The 25,971-nt window shown below is 38.6% G+C and carries 25 protein-coding genes; 14 read left to right on the top strand and 11 right to left on the bottom strand.

Features of this window, described 5'->3' with window-relative positions:
- Nucleotides 1-156: 156 nt before the first annotated feature.
- Nucleotides 157-1,497: a TldD/PmbA family protein gene (locus IQ226_RS11195; RefSeq protein ID WP_193895374.1), complete on the top strand. Its 1,341-nt coding sequence runs from the start codon at nucleotides 157-159 to the stop codon at nucleotides 1,495-1,497.
- A gap of 82 nt (nucleotides 1,498-1,579) precedes the next feature.
- On the opposite strand, the gene IQ226_RS11190 is transcribed toward IQ226_RS11195, so the two are convergent.
- Together IQ226_RS11190 and larC are read right to left on the bottom strand one after the other, a co-directional pair.
- Nucleotides 1,580-2,497, bottom strand: coding sequence for a lysylphosphatidylglycerol synthase domain-containing protein (locus IQ226_RS11190; protein WP_193895372.1), 918 nt, complete (start codon nucleotides 2,495-2,497; stop codon nucleotides 1,580-1,582).
- A gap of 150 nt (nucleotides 2,498-2,647) precedes the next feature.
- Nucleotides 2,648-3,934, bottom strand: coding sequence for a nickel pincer cofactor biosynthesis protein LarC (gene larC / locus IQ226_RS11185; protein ID WP_193895429.1), 1,287 nt, complete (start codon nucleotides 3,932-3,934; stop codon nucleotides 2,648-2,650).
- A 132-nt stretch (nucleotides 3,935-4,066) separates the two neighbouring features.
- Here larC and IQ226_RS11180 point away from each other — a divergent pair, with 132 nt between their 5' ends.
- From IQ226_RS11180 to IQ226_RS11160, 5 genes are all read left to right on the top strand, one after another.
- A complete protein-coding gene (locus tag IQ226_RS11180) occupies nucleotides 4,067-4,726 on the top strand; it encodes an L-threonylcarbamoyladenylate synthase (RefSeq protein ID WP_193895371.1) in 660 nt (219 codons plus the stop codon).
- A gap of 407 nt (nucleotides 4,727-5,133) precedes the next feature.
- Nucleotides 5,134-6,354, top strand: a complete 1,221-nt coding sequence (locus IQ226_RS11175; RefSeq protein WP_193895370.1) for a HetZ-related protein — start codon at nucleotides 5,134-5,136, stop codon at nucleotides 6,352-6,354.
- A gap of 609 nt (nucleotides 6,355-6,963) precedes the next feature.
- Nucleotides 6,964-7,170 carry a DUF751 family protein gene (locus IQ226_RS11170; RefSeq protein WP_072033605.1) on the top strand — a complete coding sequence of 69 codons (207 nt, stop codon included), beginning with the start codon at nucleotides 6,964-6,966 and terminating at the stop codon, nucleotides 7,168-7,170.
- A gap of 95 nt (nucleotides 7,171-7,265) precedes the next feature.
- A complete protein-coding gene (rbfA, locus tag IQ226_RS11165) occupies nucleotides 7,266-7,664 on the top strand; it encodes a 30S ribosome-binding factor RbfA (protein ID WP_193895369.1) in 399 nt (132 codons plus the stop codon).
- 504 nt (nucleotides 7,665-8,168) lie between these two features.
- Nucleotides 8,169-8,411, top strand: a complete 243-nt coding sequence (locus tag IQ226_RS11160; RefSeq protein WP_028091717.1) for a DUF4327 family protein — start codon at nucleotides 8,169-8,171, stop codon at nucleotides 8,409-8,411.
- Nucleotides 8,412-8,874: 463 nt separating this feature from the next.
- On the opposite strand, the gene IQ226_RS11155 is transcribed toward IQ226_RS11160, so the two are convergent.
- Together IQ226_RS11155 and petN are read right to left on the bottom strand one after the other, a co-directional pair.
- Complete coding sequence (locus IQ226_RS11155) at nucleotides 8,875-9,036, bottom strand: hypothetical protein (protein WP_193895368.1); 162 nt, start codon at nucleotides 9,034-9,036, stop codon at nucleotides 8,875-8,877.
- A gap of 7 nt (nucleotides 9,037-9,043) precedes the next feature.
- Nucleotides 9,044-9,130: a cytochrome b6-f complex subunit PetN gene (gene petN, locus IQ226_RS11150; protein WP_013189847.1), complete on the bottom strand. Its 87-nt coding sequence runs from the start codon at nucleotides 9,128-9,130 to the stop codon at nucleotides 9,044-9,046.
- Nucleotides 9,131-9,231: 101 nt separating this feature from the next.
- On the opposite strand from petN, the gene IQ226_RS11145 reads away from it, so the two are divergent.
- A complete protein-coding gene (locus tag IQ226_RS11145) occupies nucleotides 9,232-9,672 on the top strand; it encodes a hypothetical protein (RefSeq protein WP_193895367.1) in 441 nt (146 codons plus the stop codon).
- Between the two features lie 627 nt (nucleotides 9,673-10,299).
- On the opposite strand, the gene IQ226_RS11140 is transcribed toward IQ226_RS11145, so the two are convergent.
- Nucleotides 10,300-10,734, bottom strand: coding sequence for a DUF4363 domain-containing protein (locus tag IQ226_RS11140; RefSeq protein ID WP_193895366.1), 435 nt, complete (start codon nucleotides 10,732-10,734; stop codon nucleotides 10,300-10,302).
- Nucleotides 10,735-10,794: 60 nt separating this feature from the next.
- Between IQ226_RS11140 and IQ226_RS11135 the strand changes: the two genes are divergently transcribed.
- The 3 genes from IQ226_RS11135 to IQ226_RS11125 all read left to right on the top strand — a co-directional run bounded on the left by IQ226_RS11135 (nucleotide 10,795) and on the right by IQ226_RS11125 (nucleotide 14,051).
- Complete coding sequence (locus tag IQ226_RS11135; RefSeq protein ID WP_193895365.1) at nucleotides 10,795-10,965, top strand: sensor histidine kinase; 171 nt, start codon at nucleotides 10,795-10,797, stop codon at nucleotides 10,963-10,965.
- A gap of 129 nt (nucleotides 10,966-11,094) precedes the next feature.
- Nucleotides 11,095-13,686 carry a cation-translocating P-type ATPase gene (locus tag IQ226_RS11130; protein WP_193895364.1) on the top strand — a complete coding sequence of 864 codons (2,592 nt, stop codon included), beginning with the start codon at nucleotides 11,095-11,097 and terminating at the stop codon, nucleotides 13,684-13,686.
- An 83-nt stretch (nucleotides 13,687-13,769) separates the two neighbouring features.
- Entirely contained in the window at nucleotides 13,770-14,051 is a 282-nt protein-coding gene (locus tag IQ226_RS11125; RefSeq protein WP_193895362.1) for a peptidase, read from the top strand.
- Between the two features lie 110 nt (nucleotides 14,052-14,161).
- Here the strand turns inward: IQ226_RS11125 and IQ226_RS11120 are convergent, their stop codons facing one another.
- A complete protein-coding gene (locus IQ226_RS11120; protein WP_193895360.1) occupies nucleotides 14,162-15,397 on the bottom strand; it encodes a glycosyltransferase in 1,236 nt (411 codons plus the stop codon).
- A 322-nt stretch (nucleotides 15,398-15,719) separates the two neighbouring features.
- Here IQ226_RS11120 and IQ226_RS11115 point away from each other — a divergent pair, with 322 nt between their 5' ends.
- The 3 genes from IQ226_RS11115 (at nucleotide 15,720) to psb27 (ending at nucleotide 19,452) form a co-directional block, all read left to right on the top strand.
- Nucleotides 15,720-17,288 carry a glycosyltransferase family 39 protein gene (locus IQ226_RS11115; RefSeq protein ID WP_193895358.1) on the top strand — a complete coding sequence of 523 codons (1,569 nt, stop codon included), beginning with the start codon at nucleotides 15,720-15,722 and terminating at the stop codon, nucleotides 17,286-17,288.
- Between the two features lie 431 nt (nucleotides 17,289-17,719).
- Nucleotides 17,720-18,862: a 7,8-didemethyl-8-hydroxy-5-deazariboflavin synthase subunit CofH gene (cofH, locus tag IQ226_RS11110; RefSeq protein ID WP_193895356.1), complete on the top strand. Its 1,143-nt coding sequence runs from the start codon at nucleotides 17,720-17,722 to the stop codon at nucleotides 18,860-18,862.
- A 191-nt stretch (nucleotides 18,863-19,053) separates the two neighbouring features.
- Nucleotides 19,054-19,452 carry a photosystem II protein Psb27 gene (psb27, locus tag IQ226_RS11105; RefSeq protein ID WP_027402160.1) on the top strand — a complete coding sequence of 133 codons (399 nt, stop codon included), beginning with the start codon at nucleotides 19,054-19,056 and terminating at the stop codon, nucleotides 19,450-19,452.
- A 227-nt stretch (nucleotides 19,453-19,679) separates the two neighbouring features.
- Here psb27 and IQ226_RS11100 read toward each other — a convergent pair whose 3' ends face one another.
- The 3 genes from IQ226_RS11100 to trmB all read right to left on the bottom strand — a co-directional run bounded on the left by IQ226_RS11100 (nucleotide 19,680) and on the right by trmB (nucleotide 21,629).
- Entirely contained in the window at nucleotides 19,680-19,997 is a 318-nt protein-coding gene (locus tag IQ226_RS11100) for a hypothetical protein (RefSeq protein ID WP_193895354.1), read from the bottom strand.
- Nucleotides 19,998-20,110: 113 nt separating this feature from the next.
- Nucleotides 20,111-20,566, bottom strand: a complete 456-nt coding sequence (locus IQ226_RS11095) for an IS607 family transposase (RefSeq protein ID WP_255539959.1) — start codon at nucleotides 20,564-20,566, stop codon at nucleotides 20,111-20,113.
- Between the two features lie 358 nt (nucleotides 20,567-20,924).
- Nucleotides 20,925-21,629: a tRNA (guanosine(46)-N7)-methyltransferase TrmB gene (gene trmB / locus IQ226_RS11090; RefSeq protein WP_193895353.1), complete on the bottom strand. Its 705-nt coding sequence runs from the start codon at nucleotides 21,627-21,629 to the stop codon at nucleotides 20,925-20,927.
- A gap of 148 nt (nucleotides 21,630-21,777) precedes the next feature.
- Between trmB and IQ226_RS11085 the strand changes: the two genes are divergently transcribed.
- The gene (locus IQ226_RS11085; RefSeq protein ID WP_193895351.1) at nucleotides 21,778-22,881 is read left to right on the top strand and encodes a metallophosphoesterase; all 1,104 of its coding nucleotides are present in this window, start codon (nucleotides 21,778-21,780) and stop codon (nucleotides 22,879-22,881) included.
- Between the two features lie 52 nt (nucleotides 22,882-22,933).
- On the opposite strand, the gene IQ226_RS11080 is transcribed toward IQ226_RS11085, so the two are convergent.
- Together IQ226_RS11080 and IQ226_RS11075 are read right to left on the bottom strand one after the other, a co-directional pair.
- Nucleotides 22,934-24,148 (bottom strand): FIST N-terminal domain-containing protein, encoded by a 1,215-nt coding sequence (locus IQ226_RS11080; protein ID WP_193895349.1) that lies wholly within the window; start codon nucleotides 24,146-24,148, stop codon nucleotides 22,934-22,936.
- Nucleotides 24,149-24,860: 712 nt separating this feature from the next.
- On the bottom strand, nucleotides 24,861-25,733 hold the full coding sequence (locus IQ226_RS11075) for a DUF5895 domain-containing protein (protein WP_193895347.1): 873 nt from the start codon (nucleotides 25,731-25,733) through the stop codon (nucleotides 24,861-24,863).
- Nucleotides 25,734-25,971: the final 238 nt, after the last annotated feature.

Genomic DNA, 25,971 nt, shown 5'->3' with positions numbered 1-25,971 from the left:
TAGAACTCTTTGTGAAAGTCATTTTTTAAACGAACCACAGAGGCACAGAGGACACAGAGAGAAGAAAAAATTTTTAACTAAACTGTATTGAGATAAAAACAGATAAGCCATATTATCTGCGTTCGTCTGCGTTCAAAATTCAGAAATTAATTCATCATGACAAAAATACAAGAAATCGCCACTTACGCCCAAGAAAATGCCGCCAAACTTGGCATTAAAAAATTCGACATTTACGGCTCAACTGTAGATGATACGAGCGTTCAAGTTGACCAAGGTGAACCCAAACAAGTCAAAGCTTCCAATCGTTCTGGGGTAACAGTTCGAGTTTGGAATGAAGAAAATACAATGGGTGTTACCAGCACTACAGATGTAGATCCCAAAGGGTTAGAATTAGCTTTAAAAACTGCTTACGAAGCCAGCTTTTTTGGTGTAAAAGAAAATGTTCCTGATTTTAGTCCAGAAGCAACTATTCCTATCCCTAATAAACACCAAGAAAAAGCTCTCCAAGCACCTGTTTCTGAACTAATAGAAAAGCTATTAGTAGCAGAAAAAGAATTATTAGCAACTCATTCTGCTATTAAGGGAGTACCTTATAATGGGTTAGCACAAAGAGATATTGACAGATTTTATCTCAATAGTGAAGGGGCTTTAAGAACTGAATCTCATTCTTTGGCTTCTATTTATTTGTACAGCAAAACTGAAGAAGAAGGTAAAAAGCCTCGCAGTGCTGGTGCTTATCGAGTTAAGGAAACTGTCGCTGATTTAGATATTGCTGGTTGTATCAAAGAAACTGCTGAGAAAACTATCAGTCATTTGCATTATGAAAAAATCAAAACTGGTAAGTATCAAGTAGTTTTTTCTCCTGAAGCTTTTTTAAGTTTGTTAGGTGCTTTTTCTAATTTATTTAACGCCCAAAATATTCTGGATAATCAAAGTTTATCGAAAGCTGATGATATTGGTAAAGAAATTGCTTCACCTTTACTTTCAGTTTATGATGACGCTTTACACCCTGCTAATATTGGGGCAGAAAGTTTTGATGGTGAAGGTACACCAACCCGGCAAATTAAGTTAATAGAAAATGGCATTTTAACCAGTTTTTTGCATAGCGCGGGAACTGCTAAAAGATTAAATGCTCAACCTACAGGTAATGCTAGTATTGGCGCAAAAGTCAGCGTTAGTCCTAATTTTTATCATGTTTTTGCAGCAGGAACGCCTGAGAAAGAATTGAGTTTAGCAACTGCGGAAAATGTGATTTTAATTGATGATTTACAAGCTCTCCATGCGGGTGTTAAGGCTTTACAAGGTTCTTTTTCTTTACCTTTTGATGGTTGGTTAGTTAATAAAGGTGAGAAAGTTAGTATTGAGTCGGCAACGGTAGCTGGTGATTTTCTGGAACTTCTCAAATCTATTGTTTATGTGGAGAAAGAGGTGGAATTAACACCAGGAGGAGTTGCTCCCAGAGTTTGGGTGAGTGAACTTTCTATTACTGGAGATTAATATCTTTTTTTCATTCTGTGCGTCTGTGGTTTAAGGTTAATTTATCGAACCACAGAGGCACAGAGGACACGGAGGAAGGAGGTTAAAAAGGAGTGTTTTCACATAACCAAGCTAAGGCTGCACCGAGTGTTTCTGCTATGATGCTAATGAGACGATAAAGAGCGATCGCACTAATCACTAAGGCCACCGGAAAATGATATTGTAATAGTAACATCGCTGTGGTTTCAAACACGCCCAAACCACCAGGCGCACCAGGAACAACTAACCCCAATACCCAAGCACAACTAAAAGCTCCCACTAATAAGGGTATTTGCTCCCAATTTACAGAAGTTAACGCCATTATAGTTAATATAAATCCAGCAGCCCGCAAGCCTAAAAAAACTAATTCTCCTAATAATGGTTTCACCGGATAGCGGTTAATTATAAAAATATCAATTAATTGGTTTTCTTCAGCAGATTTTTTATTTTTCCAACGTTCTAAAAGTTGAATAACTGGGTTTAAAAATCGGGTATCAAGTACACATAAGACAATTATTAAGGCTAAGAATTGGATAATAATTAAATTAAAATTTAGACTATTAACAATAAGTTGACTACCAAATAAAACAATAATAATTAAAGCTGCTGCTAACATTAATAGTGGTTCTAACAAAACACTTAAAGTCGCAATATTTGTAGGGATATTAGCATTTTTAGCCGCCATGATTCGCCCATAATAATGCCAGACATTCCCAGGTAAATATTTAGCAATATTCGTTTTTAAATAAACTTGGATAAACTCAATAGCAGATACAGATTGATTTAACTCCCTGAGTACCCAAGTCCAAATCCAACCCGCCCAAATATGTGCCAATAAAGTTACACTTGTAGCAGTTGCCAATATTAACCATCCGGTAATATTAATCCGAATAGCACTAACTCCTAACCAATTATCTTTTAACGCTTTCAATAAAAAAAACAGCGTTCCACCTAAAATTAACCACCGGATAATTTTCTTCATTTTTGATTTGTGAATATTGAAAATATTGGGCGCATAGAATTCACTTCTACACAGACAAAATCCACCTACGTGGGTTAAATTAATATTAGTCCACGCAGGTGGACTTTGCTTGTGTAGCCGCGATTTCCAATCGCCCATCTAATTTAAGAACTAATTTTGAGATTGCAAATACCAACTTTCTAAGGACAAACGATGAATTTCTCGCCAAGGAATATTATGTTGTCGTGCTAATTCTGCACAATCTTCATATTCTGGCTGCACATTAGTAATTACCTTTTGCGTAGCTGTTCCTGTCCATGCCACTTTTACCGCTATTGTTCCATAAATAGTGTCTACCTTTTGCATTTCTCGTTGTAAAATTGATCGTTTTTGCGTAGTGCGACGAATGCCTAAAGTGCTAGTTTCTCGAAATAACACCGCTTCACAACTAGCTAAATTTTCAGGATGACAAATCACAGTTAATAAAATTCCAGTTCGTGACTTTTTCATCCCTATGGGTTGAGTAAACACATCCACCGCACCCGCAGCAAATAAAGCCTCAAATACATAACCGAATACTTGGGGATTTAAGTCATCTATTTGAGTTTCTAGGACAGTAATCGGTTCTAAATTTGGGGAATATGCCCCTAAATTAGAGTTATCGGTCTGTAAAGATTCATTTTCACCGTACCAAAGCCGTAGTATATTAGGAATGGGTAAATCTAGAGAACCCGCCCCTAATCCTACTTTTTTGATAGTCATTGGTGGTGGTGAACCAAAGTCTTGAACTAAGGTAGTAGCGATCGCCGCCCCCGTTGGTGTTACCAATTCTCTGTCAATACCATTGCTATAAACTGGACAACCCCGCATTTCCCACAACTTTAACACCGCTGGTACTGGTACAGCCATTCTTCCATGTGCCGCATTAACAGTACCACCTCCAGTGGGAAATGCAGAACAGTATAGCAAAGGCAACCCTGAGCGATCGCTATCAATACCCAACCAATCCAAACCTAAACAAGTACCAACAATATCCACAATCGCATCCACCGCACCCACTTCATGAAAATGAACTTTTTCCGGTGCGATGCCATGAACAGCCCCCTCTGCAACTGCCAACTGTCGGAAAACAGCTAAACTCCAAGCTTCCGCCCGCACTGGCAAATTCCCCTTAACAATCATCTCCTCTATTTCTGGCAAATGACGGGTGTGGTGGTGATCATGTTCATTGTGATCATGATGATGGTGATGATGAGAAACCAAATCTACATCAACCTTAGTCGCTTGTTGACCTTGACGGTGAACCAATTCCGCCCGCAATCGGTATTCCTGCCCAAGTCCCAAGCCATTAAGTTGTTCTCTCAAATACTCAACAGGCACACCCAGACTAACCAACGCCCCCAAACACATATCACCAGAAACCCCTGTTGGACATTGAAGATAAACAATTTTATTCATAAATTTATTAGTCATTAGTCATTAGTCATCAGTCATTGGGAAAATTCTTCCCCCTTGCCCCCTGCATCCTACACCCCTGTTTCTTCTCTGTCACCTGTCACCTGTCACCTGTCACCTACTCCCCACCTTATTATGGCCAAAATATTCACCATTCATCCTGATAATCCTCAAAGCCGCCGAATAGAGGAAATAAAGTTAGCGTTATTAAGTGGCGCTATCATGCTCTACCCTACAGATACAGTTTATGCAATTGGTTGTGACTTGAATGCCAAGTCGGCGGTGGAAAGAGTGCGGCAAATCAAACAGTTAGCAAATGATAAACCACTGACATTTTTATGTCCCTCACTCTCCAATGTGGCGACTTATGCCTTCGTAAGTGATACAGCCTACCGGATTATGAAGCGTTTGATACCAGGACCCTACACATTTTTGCTCCCTGCGACCAAACTAGTACCGCGACTAGTGCAAAATCCCAAACGCAAAACCACAGGAATTCGAGTGCCAAATCATAACGTTTGCTTGGCATTAATGGAAGCGTTAGGAAACCCAATTATTTCCACTTCTGCTCATGTGCAAACAAATGATCAAGACCAGGAAATAGTTGAGGACGGAAAACAACCAATTTTGTCACGGGTAGATTTATACGACCATTTGGATAAATTGGTAGATATCATTATTGACACTGCCGAAGAACCTACATATCAAGTGTCTACCATTTTAGATTTAACCGATGAAGAACCAGTTATTATTCGGAGAGGTTTAGGTTGGGAAGCTGTAGCTACTTGGGTTTAAGAATAAAGCTTTACAAGTGCAACCCCTTGTTTTGGACTCCGTTGCCCTAATTATTATGATCACCTGACTCCAATTTTGAAATTGTCATCCTCCCAGGCACTCTTACCCCAGTCATGAAATTATGGCTACGCCACACAGGCTACCGGCCAATCTTAGCATGACTAAGGTTTTGGCAATTTGTCCTCAGAGTGAATATCTATTATGCCATCTTTGATTTAGTTGCTAAAAATAAAGCGACACAATTAACAAGCCCTTAACTTTGGAAATTTCCTACAGTGTTTACATATCAGGAGTCTAGTTGGTGAGTTTTGAGGCATAAATCCCCAAAGATTTTTACTCCTGAGACTGGCCTTAAATACTGTATATGCGTTTGAGTTAAGGTGCAATACCAATTTTATAGAAAAGTCATGAAAGCTAACATCGCCAATCTGCCTAATTCTACATCTGCTTTTGATAGTTATATTTCTCTTGAAGAATTGTCTGTTCCTACCAGCGATACATTAGTACAACTTTTATCCCATGAGATGCAATCTCAAGTTAAATCCGCCACTTCAGGTGTACAAGATGTTGTTGTCCGCATAGCTAAAGAAGTAGAACGGATATGTGATAAAAGCTCCCGCATTCAAAACTCAGGACAAATTCAGTCTTGGCAAATTACTTTAGGAAGACATCGTTTACAAAAATGTCTGCGTTACTATCAACTTGGTTCTAAACAGGGACGAGTAGAATTGCACAGTAGCTTAGGCGCAATTGTTTATCGTCACGTAACTGTTGCTGGCTCAGATTTAGGATTTGAGGCTCGTTACAATCTGATTGAAGATTTTTTACAAGCTTTTTATATCGAAGCAATTAAAGCTTTCCGTCGAGAAACCGAACTACCTGAAGATTACACCCCCCGTACTCAGTTACAAGTAGCTGAGTATATGGCATTTACAGAACAATATGCCAAACGCCGGATTAATTTACCTGGTGGTGCTAATCAACAACTAATTGTTTTACGCGCTCAAGGTTTTGCCCGTCGTCAACCCCAAGAAACTACTGTAGATATTGAAATGGCAGTGGATTCGGCGAAAACGGAAGAAGCCGAATCTTATCAACGCAATGTGGCAGTGCAGCAAATTCGCTCACAAATGATTGCTAAACCTGGTTTTGACCCTTCGGAAGAATCGGAACGCAATCGCGTGATTACCGAATTGATGAAATATCTGGAGTCTCAAGGACAATCTGATTGTATGAATTACTTGACTCTCAAACTCCAGGATCTTTCTGCACCGGAAATTGACCAAATTCTCGGTTTAACCAGTCGTCAACGGGATTATTTACAACAGAGATTTAAATATCATGTTGAGAAGTTTGCCAAACAGCACCAATGGCAATTAGTTCATCAATGGTTAGGTGCTGGTTTAGAACATAAGTTAGGTTTATCTTCCCAGCAATGGGATATTTTTTGGCATCAACTCACACCACAGCAACAGCAAATTTTTGAACTAAAAACTGCTTGTCAAAGTGATCAACTTATTTCTAAAGCTGTTCAATGTACTCCTAAACAACTGCAAAAGCGCTGGACGCAAATGTTAGAATTGGCATGGTCTATTCGTAACGGTCATGCTGAAACCAAAAATAATTAAGTTCCATCTAGTCGGTTGGGTTGACGCAAGGAAACCCAGCATTTTTATGGAAATATTAGGTAAGACGGGCATGAATATTTATCGTTAGGGCAAGGCAGAAGGCAGGACGGAAGAGGGTTTGGGGCAACTTTACCTTTAGTTACATACTTCGGTTTTTTACGCCTTTCTACTTAGGTTGGTGTTAAGAATGTTTAATTCCTACTTTTTTTAGTGTTTGAGATGCCAGGTTCAAAATTTGTTCCTGACAAATACCCGGATTTTTATATTTGCCTACAGAGACATTAAATTTTCTTTGAGAAGTCCATGAAAACAAGTTTTATTTAGTAAATAAACCCCAAAATGGACGTGAGTAAGTTTGTTCGGGGATTTGACTTACCATCTACTTAGGATTAAACTAAAAACTAACTAATCAACAATACCTTGTCCAAATTAGAAAAAGCCTTGATTTGTAGGTTGGGTCGTGGGACGTAAACGTATCCCCGCGTGAACGGGAAGCAATAGCATGAAACCCAACATAAGCGTTGGGTTAGGCTGTCCCTGAACCCAACAAAGCAGGAAATGGACAAGGTATTGATCAATAAAGTCTATAATAAGGCAGTCTAAATTCAAATGTTTGATGGATTTTGGGATAACGTCTTTCGCTACCCTCGGTATTTAGTTAGCATTGTCTTGGGTATTTTTCTGAATACCCTCGAACCGCTGTTTCCATTGTTAAAACGTCCTGTGACGCTGATGGCTATTTTAGGCTTGTTTACTGGTGGTCTTTTTTTCGTAACGCTTACCGTGCGGGCTATGCTGGGATTGAGTTCAATGTAACCCAAAAGCCAGGAAAGTGTTGATTTTATGCACCGTCCACTTTCATTTACGTTTAGAATCATGTTATTAAACCTCTGTGAGAAGGCGGAATTTATATGGCTACAAATCGCCGCGTTTCCCGCGTTGCTGAATTAATTAAACGGGAAGTTAGCCAAATGCTACTCAACGGTATTAAGGATGACCGTGTGGGTACGGGAATGGTCAGTGTTACCGATGTGGATGTTTCTGGGGATCTACAACACGCTACCATCTTTGTGAGTATTTATGGAACGGAGGAAGCGAAAACGGAAACAATGGCTGGTTTAAAGTCAGCTACGGGTTACGTTCGCAGTGAATTGGGGGCTAGAGTCAGATTGAGACGGACTCCAGAAGTGATCTTTGTGGAAGATCGTTCTATAGAACGAGGTACTAAGGTGCTGAGTTTATTAAACCAACTGGAGCAACAACGAGCATCAGCAAGTGTGGATGGGGTAGTAGAAGAGATGGCTGAATGATTTATTAATGCAAAGTTAACCAAAATATAAATAAATTTGGAACTTGTTGCTAGTTAAAGCACTCTAGGTGGGGATAATAGGGAATGCCTTGATTCCCTATTTTTGGAGAGTTATGGGTATTGCAAATCTTGTGTCTTAGGATAGAGGTCAAAAATCATAGACTTATATATGCTAATAAAGTTAACGCTAAAGCAAATTTAGTATGATTTTAATAATTTTAATACAAGTTAATGTTAAAAATGTAAATATCTAGGTTTGATTAGTAAACTTAACTGCTGTTATCTTAGGAATATGAAGTTGAAATACCATGAATGTCATCCTTTGTTGACAAACTTAACATTTCTTTAGATAATTTGGAGGTGTATAGCGTCAAAATGATAATAGTTCCGTATAGCAAACTACAAAACCCTGGACACAGGTTTAATTATTGCCATGTTTGTTCCTCGTGCATAACGGGAACGCTATCTAAATGTATTTTTGATGTAATTTTGTGAGAAAAAAACCATGACTGTGAATACGGTGCCTTCTATCAATTACAATTACTACTCTCTGAATGTTATTCAGGACGAAGCACGCCGACTGGTGGAGAGGGGAATGGTTGGTCGTCAACAACCAATATATACACTTTGCCAGTTTATCCCGGCTAGAGAGTGGGTTTGTGTAGAATGTGAATTAGAGAAATGTGATTTTTTACTGCGCGATCGCATCGGTGATTTAATCGGACGTGAAGAGTGGGATAACGACTAATAATTTTGTTTTTTTAATAAACTACTGTTATTTTTAATTGTACTTGTTTGTAGTTTCTGGCTATAAACAGGTATATTTTTTTCTATATTTCTTGAATTTCATTTGACGCAGAGAAATAATGATATAAAGTTGGGTAGGATCTTCGGTAAAACTGCGATCGCCTGAGTTCGACATAAGATAATTTTTGGAAAACTGCCCCAAATATGAGTCTCAAACCCTGATGATCTCGGTGAAAAAATCATAACTCTGTTCGCGTAGCGTCTCCGAAGGAGAAACTCCTAACACCGAACTCAGGTGCGATCGCTTATTTTGGTTGATCACGCCGAAACCCATTGTCCATCTACATTCTCATAGATAAATTCCCTTGTATATAAGTATAATTTATGTAGGGATAGAAATAGTTATTATCCCTACATAAACACTTTTTAACGCAAAATACAGCTATACATAAGCTGCAATAGAATCATTTTCGCTTGCTAGTGCTACGTCGGGCTTCGCGGGTTTCGTCTTCGAGACGACGGCGATCGCGCCAGTCTGCTAATGTTAAATAAACAACACCACCAGTGACTCCTACTAGCAGCAGCACGCCAAATAAGGCTAAAATACCCAAAAATGGACTTTCCACGATGCCTCTATAGTCCGTTGCGTCCCCAAACTACCATAGAAATAGACCAAGTAAACACAACCAACAGCGATACCCAACCCAGTGTCAAAATCATAGTTCTACTTTTCAAATAATTACAAAACGGCTCTAATATCCATCATACTGGGAAAATGCAGTGGATTCATTAACTAGATTGATAGGAGAGTTAGAAAAATTATGGAATTAATGGCAGAACGGTTAGAATCCCTGAAAGCGGGAGTAATTGGCAGCATATCTTTAGGTTTAGCTTTTCTTAGTACCAGCTTTATTAATGTTTTTTGGTTAGATAAGTATTTTCCAATAGTTACTTATGATAAAATTGATATAGTAAATTTACAGATGTTATTAAATGGTGTCATAGCCGGGTTTTCTGGGTTTCTATTTGGTGTCACCTATCGTTATATTATCCGTGTAGATGCCAATCCTCACCTCAAAACTGGGGGTATTTGGGCTTTTGGTTTAGTGCGGGGATTAACTCAAATAGAAGTTGGTTGGCATCTAAATAATTCGGTTTTGCCTTTTTTAATCTTAGCAGGAGAAAGTATATTGTGGTTTTCTCTGGCTGCTTTTGCTCTCGATACTGCTATTTTATGGAAATGGTTGAAACCTTTTTCGTGAATTTTATTGTCAGAATCAGGATAAGCTGTTGTGCATTTAGTTTGTATAATTCTAGCGGGCAAGATGCCCGCACTACAAAGTTCAAGTAAATTATGGTTATCAAATTTAGCTGCGTAACAGCTTATCCAGGATGGCAGGATGAACAGGATGAAAATGTTATAGCAAGGCAAGAGGCAAGAGTAAAGAATTTTTCAGCGATTGTTAAAGAAATGTAGGTTGGGTTGAGCGACAGCGAAACCCAACAAAATTCTTGATAATGTTGGATTGTGGCTGATGCCTCCGGCGATAGCGAAGCGCTGCTGCAAGCAGTTCGCAGGGATACGCCACACTATGGCTAACATCTCCCGTCAGGGATAGGTTTACGTTCCACCACCCAACCTGCCGGATAATGACTTTTTAGGCTTAACCGAACAGTATTGTGATGAAAATAGATTATCTTTAAATGTTGTCCGATTCAAAATTATTAAATTTGAGAGTTTATTAAGACTTGGAACTGGAGTTTGGACTAATTTATTCGGCTAAAGCTTCAGACGCAAGCTGAGAGAAGGTTTCAGGCTTTAGAAGTCTCCTTTAGATTCGTAAGTTCCAATGCTTGTCTAGTAAGGGTTTCAGGCTATGGAAGTCAATTTAGTCCAAACTCAAGTTGGAAATAGTATCAATAGTTTTTTCTAATAATTTTAAGGATGCTAATAACTTATCTTTTTGGGGTTTAGCAGCTTTGAGTTCTCCTGAAATTTCATCCATACTTTTTTCTACAGCTTCATAGTTATCACGAGATTTAGCTTTGATGCCATCTTCTACTTCTTTCCAAGCATCTTCAAACTTGTCAAATTCTTTTTTAGCTTGGACAAAATTCCCAGATGTAACTGCGATTTTTGTTTTGGAGACTACAGCAAGTAAACCTGCATTACTTGTTGTGGATTTTTGTCCTGGGACTTGTTCTGTGGAATTGGAAGTTGCTGCTGGAGTAGTTTCTGTGGAAGCTTGTTCGGGATTGTTACAACCTACTAAAGTCAGTAAGCTAATACTTGCAATAATTAACATTGGTTGGAAATTCTTCATTGTCAACTCCTAATGGATATTTTGATTTGTACCGCTAATATTTCCTAGATAAAACAGCAAATGTCAAGAACTTGGAAAGTGCAACTTGGCAATTTGCTGGGAAATACTTTGCAATATCAGTCTAATGATGGTCTGGTCAGGATAAAAATCGTTAAATGGGATGATTTTGTAGTTATGGAAGTGGCGGATACTGGTATTGGTGTCGCCTCTAATAGGGCAGCTTGGTCATAAGCCTATGAGTGGGAACGCTCTGCTCAGAATAACAGTTTTAAGAGATTTTTAAGATAAATTTTGGGGATTTTTTGGCGATCGCTATATGTAGTTTACACGATATGTAACCACTCAAACAAAACTTTTATCATGACTCATAAAATCGAACTCCAATCTATTACGGGGCTATCTGTGTCAGCAGCAAGCGATCGCCTCCAAGAAGAAGGATATAATGAGTTACCATCTACCCAACATCGCCAAATCTGGGAAATTGCCCTAGAAATCTTCCAAGAGCCAATTTTCCTCCTGTTATTAGGCTGTGGTATTATTTACTTGTTTTTGGGTGATGCTCAGGAAGCTTTCATTTTACTAGGCTTCATCTTTTTTATTGTCGGCATCAACTTATACCAAGAACAAAAAACAGAAAAATCTCTGGAAGCATTACGGGATCTTTCTAGTCCACGCGCATTAGTTATTCGTGATGGCAAACGTCAACGAATTCCTGGACGGGAAGTAGTTCGAGAAGATGTGATTGTTTTGTCAGAGGGTGATAGAGTTCCTGCTGATGCTGTGGTGATGTGGTCTACCCATTTGAGCGTTGATGAGTCTTTGTTAACTGGGGAATCTTTACCCGTTCGCAAACAGGATACCACCGATTTAGAAAATACGATGAGAACCGCCACACAGCATCGTCCTGGTGGTGAAGATCTACCTTTTGTCTATTCGGGAACGTTAGTAGTTCAAGGTCAGGGAATTGCCCAAGTCTATGCCACAGGTATGCAGACGGAAATGGGTAAAATTGGTAAAGCCTTGCAAACTGTCGAATCCGAAGACACGGTTTTGCAGCGGGAAACTCGAAAAATTGTCAGTAAATTGACCTTTGTAGCGATCGCTATTTGTGTAGCTGTAATCGTTATTTACGCTGCAACAAGGAACGATTGGCTACAAGGAATTTTAGCAGGTTTGGCGCTGGCGATGGCAATTTTGCCGAATGAAATTCCCGTGGTCCTGGCAATTTTCCTGGCTTTGGGGGCTTGGAGATTTTCCCAGGCTAGGGTGTTAACTCGGCGTGTTCCTGTAGTAGAAACACTGGGTTCTGCGACTGTTCTTTGTGTAGATAAAACTGGAACGCTAACTTTTAACCGGATGTCAGTTCAGCAATTATTTGTGTATCAGCCAACAACATTAACACCGCAATTTTACGATGTTGCCCTCCATGAACGGGAAGCCCTGCCGGAAACTTTTCATGAATTAATCGAATTTGGGATTTTAGCCAGTCGCAAAGACCCTTTCGACCCCATGGAAAAAGCCCTGAAACAAGTGGGTGATGATTATTTAGCTAGAACAGAACATTTACATCAAGACTGGGAAACATTGCGAGAATATCCCCTTACAGGTGAATTATTAGCCATGTCTTGTGTGTGGCAATCTCCAGCAGATAAATTGGTAGTTGCTACCAAAGGAGCGCCAGAAGCGATCGCTGATCTTTGTCATTTTAACACCCAACAAAGGCAAGATTTGGAACAGCAGATTAATAAAATGGCGATCGCTGGTTTGCGTGTTTTAGGTGTAGCCAAAGTTATTGGCCAACATCAAAAAAACAAAACCCTCAAATCTCTCCCTGAAGCCCAGCATGACTTTGAATTTGCCTTTTTGGGACTGCTAGGTATGGCTGACCCCGTCCGTCCAACTGTCGCCCCAGCCATTGCCGAGTGTTACACTGCTGGTATCCGAGTGGTGATGATTACAGGTGATTATCCCGCCACAGCCCAAAATATTGCCCGCCAAATCGGTTTAAAACCTGCCACAGAAGTAATTACCGGGTCAGAACTGGAAACAATCCCAGAAGGGGAGTTACTATCTCGCATTCAAACTGTGAATATTTTTGCGCGGGTTGTTCCCGAACAAAAATTACTAATTGTCAATGCCCTGAAACGCTGCGGTGAAATCGTGGCTATGACTGGAGATGGTGTGAATGATGCCCCAGCTTTGAAAGCCGCAAATATCGGTATTGCTATGGGTGAAAGGGGAACAGATGTCGCCCGTGAAGCTGCGGATTTAGTTTTGCTAGATGATGATTTTTCCGCCATTGTCCAATCTGTGAGGCTAGGACGGCGAGTATTTGATAACCTGAAAAAAGGTATGGCTTATACTTTGGCGGTGCATATCCCCATTGCGGGAATGTCCTTGATTCCGGTAATATTTCATTGGCCGCTGGTATTATTGCCTATCCACATTGCTTTTCTACATTTAATTATTGACCCTGCCTGTACTGTAGTATTTGAGGCTGAACCAGAAGAAAGCAATATCATGAACCGTCCACCCCGTAATCCCAGAGAGTCCTTATTCAGTCGTCGAACTTTGAGATTAGCACTGCTGCAAGGGATAGGTGTGTTAGTGGTGTTACTGCTTGTATTTGCTGTGGCTTTTTATTCTGGACATGGGGAATTTGATGCCCGTGCTTTGGCTTTTACTACCCTAATTGTCTCGAATTTGAGTATGATTTTGAGTAATCGTTCTTGGTCGCGGACTATTCCCGAAATGTTACGCACTCCTAATGCGGCACTTTGGTGGGTGTTGGCTGGTGCTGTGGTGTTTATGGGTTTGGTGCTGTATGTTCCTGTGTTACGTCATTTATTCCGGTTCTCTGTTCTTCATTTTGATGATTTATTAGTTAGTCTCACTTCTGGGGTATTGAGTATTTTGTGGTTTGAAGGATTGAAGGTTTGGGGACGTAGATAATAATATGTCTCACGCAAAGGCGCAAAGGTAACATCCGCGTTTATCTGCGTTCATCTGCGTTTAATAATCTTTGGAGGATTACTGTGAAAAAAGCATTTCGTAAATATCATCGGATTATTGGCATTATTGTTTGTGTCCCACTTTTCTTAACTGTTTTAACGGGAATGTTAGCAACTATTATCGGGGAATGGTCTGTTAATATTGGGCTTTCTTCTAGATTAATGTTGAAAATTCATACTGGGGAAATTTTTCATTTACAGGGAATTTATCCAATTTTGAATGGTTTTGGATTAATCGGTTTGTTGGTGACGGGTATGAGTATGTCGGGTTTGTTTAATCAGCAGAAAAAACCTAATCATAATTAAACGCAGATGAACGCGGATAAACGCAGATGAATGGATTTCAAGGATTCAGAATAGAAAATCTTTTCTTCTTCTTCTTTTTCTCCTGACTCCTGACTCCTGACTCCCAAAAATTATTTTACTTCTGTGACTCGCCAGCTTAGTTTTAGGTTAACCCAAAAGTTCCAAATTGTGGCTACTGCGATCGCTATTAATTTAGCTATATACTGGTTCATCCCCAAGCTATTAAAAAGGAAATTGACTACTAATGTTTGGATGATTATCCCTGCTAAACAGACCATATTGAATTTCAGGAATCTTTTGAAACGCTGGTGCTTTCCTGTCTGTTTCCGGGAAATATCCCCAAATGTCCACAAATCATTCCAAAGAAAATTATTGAGAATTGCTACTTCGGCAGATAAGATTGTACTGCGAGTTAAACCCAAATTAATTACGGTACGCATAATGTGAAATATGGTTAAATCCACAAATACGCCGCTAAATCCCACTGCACCAAATCTGAGAAACCGCCCAATGGGAAAGTTGACTTTTTGACTAATTTTTCCTATTCTCCCAGTAGATAACCGTAATCTGATTAAGTGTTGAATATAGTCTACATATTGTTTCCACGTCACTTTGCTTTCTCCTTCTGTCCGTTCGCGGAATACATAACCGGCTTCAGCAATTTCTCCTACCTGTCCCCGACCAATGACTTCTAAAAGAATTTTATAGCCTATAGGATTAAGTGTGGTATTAGCGATCGCACTTCGTCGTACCATGAAATAACCACTCATTGGGTCACTAACTCTCCCTAAAACTCCCGGTAAAATCACTAGTCCTAGTACCTGCGCCCCACGGGATAAAAAGCGTCTAATTACACTCCAACTACTGACACCACCACCGTCTATATGACGACTAGCTAAGGCTAAATCAGCCCCCGCTTCTATTTTCTGTAACAGTTGTGTTAATACTTCTGGAGGATGCTGCAAATCGCCATCAATCACGCCTAATACACGCCCTTTAGCCGCTTGCCAGCCACGTATTACTGCTGAAGATAGTCCTCTCTCTTCTTGACGACGCATGACCCATAATTGGGGATAATCTGGAATCAGAGATTGTGCTATTTCCCAAGTTCGGTCAGGGCTATCATCATCTACTACAATGAGTTCATAATTACCAGGAATAGTTTTATCCAATAACCCACTTAATATATTGATCACATTTTCGATATTGTCACGTTCTTGATAAGTAGGAATGACTAAAGATAGGAAAATGGCATTGTTTTCGGCTATTTCTTTGGGTGTAAATTCAGCAATCCTCAATGCACCAATAGGAACTGCTAATAAAGACTTAGATGAGTTAATGGTCATAAAATCAACAGTAAATTTTAACTTGCTAAATCGCCTATAAAGGTTGACTCTCCATAGATTACAATACTTTTGACACGATAGAAGCAATTGGTAAATTTTAAGTTTTAGGAAAGCATATATGTGGATATATATAAGGCTTGATGGTAAATTTGTCAAGCGTCATAGTTTGTCAAAGATCAAGTGATTCTCGGTCAAAAAAAATATGAAAATATTTATGTTGCATATTATCTCAATAAAGATATAATGGTACTTTATTTTTGTGAAAATCAAAAGTAAGTTTCTAAAAAATTTACAATAATTTCATTTGAATATGAATTTATATTTGAAAAAATTTTTAGCTTCACAGGTTAACTATTGGTTAAGTATTGGCTTACTATCAATAATAACATTGTTATTGATTTTTTACCCTATTTATCGCATAAATTTCTCAGGGATTTTCATAAATTATAATGAAGCTTGGAATGCCTACCATCTGACTAGAGTAAATTCAGGAGAATTGCTTTATAACTGGCAACAACAATGGACTCCAGTTAACTATCCTCCATTTTCTTTCTATATTGTCGGCGGTCTTAGTAAATTAATTCATAATCCTATTTTGGCAGGAAGATATCTATCGTTATTATCTTTGTTAATAATAATAATAATGGTAGTTTCTATAGTGAATATTTTAATTAAAAACCTTGATTATGCTGTTTTTTCGGGAATATTTTGCCTAAGTTTGTTCACGACAGTGGCTCAAGTTTATATAGGCATGAATGACCCTCAACTATTAGGGCATTTACCAATTATATTAGCGTTATTAATTTATTTACGACCTATTAAAATCAGATATCATTTATTGATAGTGGCAGCACTAATGGCAGTGGGTATTTTTATAAAACACAATTTAATTGCCTTACCATTGGCTATAACTATCGAACTTTTTTTGATTTCACGTCCAGATTTTTTCAAATGGCTGATTTACTTAGGCTTGATTACCAGCGGTTTTATTTTAATTAGTATCAATATATCTGGTAGCAATTTTATTCATGAAGTAATGCTTACTGGTAGCCGTGTATATAGTATTCCACAGATTGTAAATAGTGTAGATTTGTTATTAACCAAGTTATTTATTCCGTTTATTCTTGCAATTATCGGTATAACTTATGCTGCCAGACATTTACAACTCAGAATTACTGCTCTATATTTAGTTATATCTATTAGTACAGGCATCTATTTTTCTGGAGGGTTAGGGACTAATATTAATATCTATTTCGATACATTTATTAGTCTTTCTATAGTGCTAGGTGTAATTCTTTCTTATCTAGATTCCAAAAGTAAATTCGCAAAAATTTTCCCCCTAGTTATTAGCTTGAGTATCCTAATATCTACACGGATAATGATTATAGATAGTATTCACCAAATTATCCATTTGCCTGATCTGGCAAAACAAGAACAGATAAATCGTATAGATGCCTCTTTTTTGGCACAGCAAGATGGTTCTGTATTGTGTATACATAATAGCATCTTTATCTGCTATCTTTCTGGAAAGTCTTTTGAATATGATTCATTTAATGGAGGACAAATGATAGCAACTGGAAAAAATAATAAAAATAGCTTTTTAGAAAAAATAACCACAGGATACTTTAGGACAATTCTTCTGGATAATGACTATTTAAATCTGGGGTTAAATGAGAGTAATTTAAATATTGAGAAATCACCAATTCAGAAAGCTCGTATAATGTTGATAAAATATATCACCAATGGTTTAGAGAAAAAATTCGGTAAACATTCATCTGCTCAATTCAAATCTTTGGATCTATTGAGAATAAATATTCTCCAAGCTATCAATGAACATTATACTATCAGCCATAAAAGTATAAATGGGACTTTTTATATATATATAAAATAAGCAATATTACTTAATATCCTCCCGATTCTAGTTTACCAAAAATTGTGTTGTCAAAAAAGTATTTAAAACACTTAATGGATTATAATTGTACAGGAATCCTATTTGATTTTTGTTGCCGCAGTCTGGACTTTGAGCTTACAGAACTCAATACGCCTTAATATTAACCAGCGGAGAAAGATTTCGTCTGTGTAGCCGCGATTTATAATCTCTTAACAAAGATTCTCTAAGACAATGGTGTTTATCAGTTAAATAACATTTAAAAGTTACAAATTTCAATTTATTATGAAATTAAACGAGTTGTTTAAGTAGGTGAACACAATAAAACTAAACTGTGTAAAGAAACATAAAATCGCTGAAAATCTCTTTAATCTTGCTTCTTGCCTTGCTATAAGGACAATTTTCAACGCCAACCTACTTATATTTAATCACCTGTGACTACTATAACTTTTGAATCTATTCTGCAATCGGCTTTGACAGAGGATGATATATCCCCTGATGATGGAGTATTTTTACTAAAACAAACTGATCCACAGGCGATCGCTCAAATTCAGTCTACAGCAAATCAACTCCGTCAGAAACAAGTTGGTAATACTGTTACTTACATAATTAATCGTAATATTAATTTTACTAACATTTGTGAGCAACATTGCAGTTTTTGTGCATTCCGCCGGGATGATGGTGATTCGGATGCTTACTGGTTAAATTCGGCGCAGATTTTGGAAAAAGCTACAGATGCAGTGCGTCGAGGAGCAACGGAAATATGTATGCAAGGGGGATTGCACCCACAAGCGCAAATTAATGGTAAGTCTTTACCCTATTATCTCAAACTGGTAAAAACCATCAAGGACGAATTTCCCCACCTCCATTTACACGCTTTTTCTCCCCAAGAAGTCCAATTTATCGCCAGATTAGATGGAATTTCCTATACTGATGTGATTATAGCTTTGCGAGATGCTGGTGTCGGTTCTATGCCCGGAACAGCCGCAGAAGTGCTAGATGATGAAGTCAGACGGGTACTGTGTCCAGAAAAGATTGATACAGCCACTTGGCTAGAAATTGTCAGTACAGCCCATCAATTAGGAGTACCCACTACGAGTACCATATTGTCTGGACATATTGAAACCCCAGAACAGCAAATTGGCCATTTAGAAAAATTGCGATCGCTCCAACAAACAGCCATAGAAAAAGGCTATCCTGCAAGAATTACCGAATTTATTGTCTTACCCTTCGTTGGTCAAGAAGCCCCCAAATCCCTACGCAAAAAGGTAGGAAGAGACCAACCTGTTTTAGCTGATTCCCTATTACTAACCGCTGTAGCCAGAATTTATCTGGGAAATTACATCCCCAATCACCAACCAAGCTGGGTAAAGCTGGGACTAGATGGTGCTACAGCAGCCTTAAATTGGGGTTGTAATGATATAGGTGGCACATTAATGGAAGAACACATTACCACAATGGCTGGGGCTGTGGGTGGTACTTGCATGGAAGTAGAAACTTTACAAAATGCAATAACTTCTTTGAAAAGACCCTATCAACAACGGGATACTTTATATCGGCTAATGGGTAATGGGTAATTATCTCGTTCCCAGTCTCTGACTGGGAATGCAATCATAGAGGCTCTGCCTCATAGTATTATTGAAAAGGCAGAGCCTTATAGAATTTATTCCCATACAGATTATGGGAACGAGACAACTGACCTATTCCCCATATACCGATTCAAGATAGGATGGATTTTGATTTACTTGTTCTTTTTTACTTAATGCTTATGAAAAGCTATTGGTCGCGTCTGCTTTCTCTAGTTTTAGTTTTAGTTATCGGTTTAGTTGGCTGTGCTGGTAGTCCAGATAGTTTAACCGGGGATTATCGTCAAGATACCTTAACTGTAGTCAATACGTTGAGACAAACCCTAGAATTACCTCAAGATTCTCCAAATAAAGCCGAACTTGAAGCAGAAGCCCGTCAAAAAATCAATGACTTTTCGGCTCGCTACCAACGGAATACTTCTGTTTTGGCTCTTAACTCTTTTACCACCATGCGAACAGCCCTCAATTCCCTTGCAGGACATTACAGTTCTTATCCTAATCGTCCCGTTCCTGAAAAGCTGAAAAAACGTCTGGATGCTGAATTCAAGCAAGTAGAAGCATCCCTAAGACGTGGTGCTTAATTTATGTCTCAAGGATAGTTTCTTGATACAGCATAATTCAGGGCGGGGCTTCCCCGCCCAGTAGTCATGAAATATTACCAGGATTAGAAATCACTCCTCATACTATCTTTCAACGGGCTGGTTTAATTCGTTAGTTGAAAGACATAGCAGGAATCAGGAGTAAAACTGGCTTGCTATCTGGCTTTGAATTTACATTCTGTACCCTATGGCTAACGCCAAATAACTAATTATTTTTTACTGCTTTTACCCGCTTTGTGTTTTTTCTGCGCTTGTTCTAATCGTATTTTAATTTGTTCTAATTTATCACGGATTTTTAAAAAATCTTTATCAGTGTATTGGCTATAATACTCTCTAGCACTACATTCTAAAATGTCGTTTCTATTTACTAAATATCTAGCTAGTAAACTTTCATTAAAAAGAAAATCATAATTTGCTTGTAAATCCTTACAATTAATATAATTACTGATAGTTTTCACATATTCTCTTCTAAGAGAATGCTGTGATATTTTTGAATCCTCATCTACTTTTAGTAAGTAGGTAAACATAATAAAAACGATATATGTTTAGTTTTGTAAAAACCTAAAATAGCGATTCTCGTAACGGTTAACTGATTCTTTGCTTTGAGTTTCATGGACTTGGTTTGCTACGTCTTTTACTACTATACACCTATTAACTCGTATTGACTACTATTTATTTCATGAATATTTTGCTCTTCGGCTATCTTTTTCTTGTAAGCCCGAAGGAAGTAAAGCTTGGAAGAAAAGCAGTGCATGATAGCCATAAAATCCTGCATCAACTCTTCCTGCGGTGATAGCTTGGCATTGTTCACCACGACAATTTTGCAGCCGTGAAGATTGCAAAACCACTCAACAAACTCAAAACCAAATCTGCATAACCTATCCTTATGTCCCACGACAATTTCAGAGATTTGATTTTGGGCAACTTGAGTCATTAATTTAAGAAAGTTTTTCCGCTTCCAGTTCATACCACTGGCAACATCCTTGACGACCCGGCATCCTGGGTAAGTTTTACCTAAAAAATCTATTTGTGTGTCAAGGTCTAACAACTGGGTTTTTGTGCTGACACGGGCATAAAGAACCCTCTCTTTATCCATTGAGACTGTTTTGATGAATGCTGACTCTGGATATCTCCGATGTCCCCCAGGGAAATACATTCTATTTTCCCTAAGTCAGCCCATTCTGCCGTTGTCTTAGGGTGATAGCCAAATTGTTTGTCAACTTGTTCTGGGGTTAGGTATTTCATCTTTCGGTTAAATACGATTAACCCCAGTATACTACGTTATTTTGAGATTAGAGAGTTTGGCTTTTGAGTTGGATTAAGTCGGTTTGGTGTTTAACCAGTTAATCAACATCACCCATTAAAACAAAAGTTAGTAATTTATCACTTTTAAACACGGTTTCAAGGGATGATCATATATATACTCAAACAAGTCTAATCGTGTTTGGCTTAATCTAGCAAGGGTTACAGCCTGAGCGTAAGTTTCTGTACGATTGCTCATTTACCCCAGGCTCTAAAATTTCAGTTTTCTTTGTAAATAAAGCCCTATATACTGGTTCACCTTTGTTTTGAGTGGCTATTTCCCGTTCTGTGGGGACAGGGAGAGGATTTTGGGCTAACCATGTTGTTGTTCCTAGCTTCTCAAATGCAGGATGTTCATGAAAGCGATCGCACATTTCTACTGCTACAAATTCTATATCAGATTGCAGAAAAACAATACCACCCACTGCTAAATATTTCCCTAATTCTGTGACTAATTCTGGTTGGACTACCCGGCGTTTCGCATGGCGATTTTTAAACCAAGGATCAGGAAATTGAATTGTAACTCTTTGTAAGCTTCCTAATGGTAAAGTTGATAATAAGGAAACTAGGGAATTATTCACATTTGCAAATACATAATGCAAGTTTGTTAACCCCATTTCGTCGCGGATTCTATTGGCTTCGACTACTAGGGGTTCTCGGATTTCTAATCCTAAAAAATTCCAATTTGGTTCTATTTGTGCCATTTTCAGGACAAATCTCCCTCTCGCACAACCAATATCTAAGTGTAGAGGTAGGTTTTGTCGGATATAAATCTTTTCCCATTCTGGAGAAGCGGTTGGGGTTTGGAATTTACTTGCCAGGGGGTTTACGTGCTGACGAACTCGAACAGGTGACAAAATTTACGCTCCTAAAAAACAACAATTTTAAACAAATGTATACAAATATTATTAAGTCTAAATATTCCTGCACAGGTATACACAGTGAGAGTTATACTTTGAGAAAAAGAATCTTTGCAACTTTATTTTTAACATTTTCTTAAAATCAATGAAACTCAATTTTCGTTTTGCTATCGTTAGCGACTTACACATTGCGCTTCCTGAAACAATCTGGGATCACCCTAGTCGCTTTCATTTGGTGGAAGTGAGTATTCCGGCTTTTGATAGTGTATTAGAACATTTAACCCAATTAGATTTAGATTTTTTGTTGATCCCTGGAGACTTAACCCAACATGGTGAATCAGCGAATCACAGTTGGTTACAAAACAGATTATCACAGTTACCTTTTCCATCTTATGTTATTCCTGGTAATCATGATGTCCCTGTTTTAATCGCCAATGAACAATCAATTAGCTTTGCAGATTTTCCCTATTTCTACCAAAAGTTTGGTTATGAAAATCCTCAACAACATTATTATAATCAGCAAATATTTCCAGGAGTGAGGTTAATTGGTCTTAATTCTAACTCATTTGATGATCAAGGTCAGCAGATAGGACGGTTGGATAGTCAGCAATTCCAGTGGTTAGAACAGCAGTTAGCAGGGATTGAGGATGAATTGGTTTTAGTCATGATCCATCACAATGTGGTTGAACATTTACCGAATCAATCCCGTCATCCGATGGCAAATCGTTATATGCTGGAAAATGCTTGGGAACTTCGGCAATTATTACAACGTTATGGAGTTAAGTTAGTATTTACAGGACATTTGCACGTTCAAGATGTGGCTTGTGCAGACGGAATTTATGATATTACTACTGGTTCTTTAGTTAGCTATCCTCATCCTTATCGGGTGTTGGAATTTAACCGCGATGAATTGGGTAGTGAATCGTTACAAGTTGTTTCTCATCGTGTGGAATCAGTTCCAGATTTTCCCAATTTACAAACATTATCACGGCAATGGATGGGCGATCGCTCTTATCCTTTTGTCCTCAAATTATTGACTTTACCGCCTTTAAGTTTACCACTAGCACAGGCACAAACCCTAGCCCCCAGTTTACGGGACTTTTGGGCGACTATTGCCGATGGCGATGCCATGTTAGAATATCCACACTTTCCAATTAATGTCCGTCGTTACATTGAAGAATATAGCGCGGTTAATGATGGGAATACGGCTTTAATTGATAATCACAGTACACTTTTAATTGGTCATTAGTCATTGGTCATTAATACCTCTTTACTGTCACCTGTCACCTGTCACCTGTCACCTATTCTCCAAGAGAACGACAAATAGCAAATACAGAAGTATAGCCATGGAGGAAAGTTCTGCCGCTGACTGGACCAATTTCACCACCGCAGAAAAAGCCACCCATTGGGATGTCCTGGATGTAACGGCTAAACAGTTGAGAATCGAAATTAGGTTTGCCATACAGTCCTGTTCCTCGTCCTAAACAGGTAAACATCAAAGCGCCTACAGGAGAAGGTTGTCCGGCATTTTCACTTTGATATTCTTGGAGTAAAATTTCTAAATCTTCGGCGGATGCTTCGGCATCCCTCAAATGAAATTGTAACCTTTGACCGGCACGAATGCGATCGCCAATTGCGATCGCTCCAGCATTAGGATCTACTCCCAAAACATTGCGAATTAAAAAATCCCCCGAATGTAAATTTAGCCGAAATTCATCCATTGCTAAACCCACAAATAAAGAATGTTGTGCCAAAGTCCTTTCTTCTTCAGTCAAACTACTAATTAAATTTCGCAACACCATCAAAGGCACTTGTTCATCCAACTCTAAAATAATATTTCGTTCCGCCTTTGTCACTTGCAACGGTTCACCAATAGGACGACACCCCTGGGAAACAATAGTATCTAAGACGATATTGCCACTTAAAGCTATACCTACCGTCCCTTCCCGATATAACTGATCATTACAAAATAACCCCACGTGACCATTCATAAAGCCGCTGCTGGCCTGTCCTCCTACCACCACCGAACCAGGATAAGCAAAATCTAGCCCCTGCAACAAATCATTTGTTCCTGAAGCAAAGGGACTCGACAAGAGAATAAATTGAGGAACAACTGAAGGTGATACACCTACTAAATCAATCCAAGCAGTAGGAGAACTATCGGAATCTGGCAATTCTTCCGCCACAATATGAAAAGGTCGGATTTCGACACCAGGAAGATGGGCTAAGGTCAGACTCAGGGCTGGTTCTGCTTCTATTTCTTCCGTTTCTCCTGCCTGTTTCCTACCAATGACACCCCCAGCACTACAACCAATTAATATAGGTACAGAAAGCTTTTCCGCCAATAAAGGCAAAAGTCGGGAATACTCACTCATAAACGCAGAAGAAATGAATATCAGCCCTAAATCCGCTGGTGCTGTTAAAGATGCCACAGCTTGTTCCACGACATCTGTAATAGCCGCTTCTAAGGAAGGACGGGTTGATAGGGCATTTGTCCACTGCATTTGATCTGCCATGAGTTTTCGGCTGGTTTCTGTTTTGAGGTTAGTTGATTATTTTAACTAAGTTTGTCACTTGGTGATTGGTAGCCGGAAAAATTCTTACTGATTTATTCAGACCCCTGAATTCTCTGAGAATTCGGAGTTCTAAACACCTTCTAGCTTGATGTCTGCATATTCTTGTTCTGTTCATGCAAATCTGGGATCTATGATTCTTAGGCGTTGCTGATTAAGGGTATGAATTTTAGTCTCACGCAAAGGGTTATATCTTGGTTTTGTTATAATCAATAGACATCTCCAAAAAAGAATGTAGAGACGTTCCATGGAACGCCTCTACAAGGGTTCTAGGATACGCATATTTAATTTCTGGAGATGTCTAATGATCCAAGGTTTGCCACTCCATAGTGTAATATATTTAGGTTATTCGGTACTTGTTATGCTAAACCGATAAGTTGAGAAAAGGGAACAGGAACTCATAACTGGGAACATCGAAAATTGCCTCCATCGAGTGAAGATGTTGTTTTCAAAGAAGACAGTTCCACAATCCGTTTGGGCAATACTCCGGCAAATCTCGCCATCATTAGTCAGATCCATCGCAATTAATATCCTTCGTCAAAATGGTTATACTCCCGTGACAATTGCCCAGAGATTTATCTCTCACGATATTGACAAACTTCTTCGTCTTGTGGAATGAAACAGCCCTGCTCTGCCCGCTGCTCCCTGCTAGAAATTAATAAGGTGGATAACCAAATTCATCGTCATCTGCATACACATAAGAATTGGTAGCACCCGATGTTTCTACCTTAGAAGCCTCTGGTTTAATTACTTCCTTACCAAATTCTTTGTATTCTTCAAAGGCCTTACAAATGATTTCCGACTCAGGAGAGTCTGAGGCAATCATATAATCTGTTAAAGTTGAAACTGTGGGATGTTTATAATCTACAGTTGAAGCAACCAAAGCAATATTCGGTTCTATTCCTCTTTCCTCCGGTTCAATGATCGGGCAAAAAATTCCATGAGCATGGAATAAAGGACCTTTAGGCGTTAGTGGTTTATTTTGAAAACCAGCATAAGCTTTTTCCAATTCCCCAGCAAAACCGCCAGTAATTCGCCCTTGTTGATATTCAGCGTAATTTTTACCAAAACTAGCGCCGGGTGAACCACTCAGAGTTAATTGCAGAGGTGATTGATGCAAAAACTTTTTATCTTCACCAACTAAAAAAATCAAATGGCGAGTATAAATTTTAAATTTAAGTTTATCAGCTAAAAACTCTTCTTTGTAATCTTTGTATGTACCTAGTCTAATCTTAGTTTCCCGATCCTGCACTGATAACGGTCCACGACGCACAATCACCAATCGAGGAGTAGTAGTAATAAATATTGTTTCTACTTCTCCAGAACTAAATTCATGTTCCACCTGTTGCCAATTATCATCTGGCTGAAACCCAACGGATTGAGCATTATCGCGGCTAATCGCTAAACCATAGCTTTGTAAACCATCTGTACCATACCGAGGATTGACCATTAAACCCCAGGGAATCACTTGGGACGGTGGGGCGTTAAATTTTTCGTCTTCAAAGTCGAACTTAGCAGATGCTTTCATGATTTTAGAATATCAGTGTGTTTAGTTTAATAGACATCTCCAGAAATTAAATATGCGTATCCTAGAATCCTTGTAGAGACGTTCCATGGAACATCTCTACATTCTTTTTTGGAGATGTCTAATAAGTCTATCGTTTGTACGATATTTTGTACCATCTATCTCCGATTTTACACTTTCTGAATTAGATTGTAACAATTTTTGTTTAACAATCAATTATAAAACCTGTAGGGGCGGGGTC

Source organism: Dolichospermum sp. LEGE 00240 (assembly GCF_015207875.1).
Lineage (GTDB): Bacteria > Cyanobacteriota > Cyanobacteriia > Cyanobacteriales > Nostocaceae > Dolichospermum > Dolichospermum gracile.
This window is presented reverse-complemented; position numbering and strand designations above follow the sequence as displayed.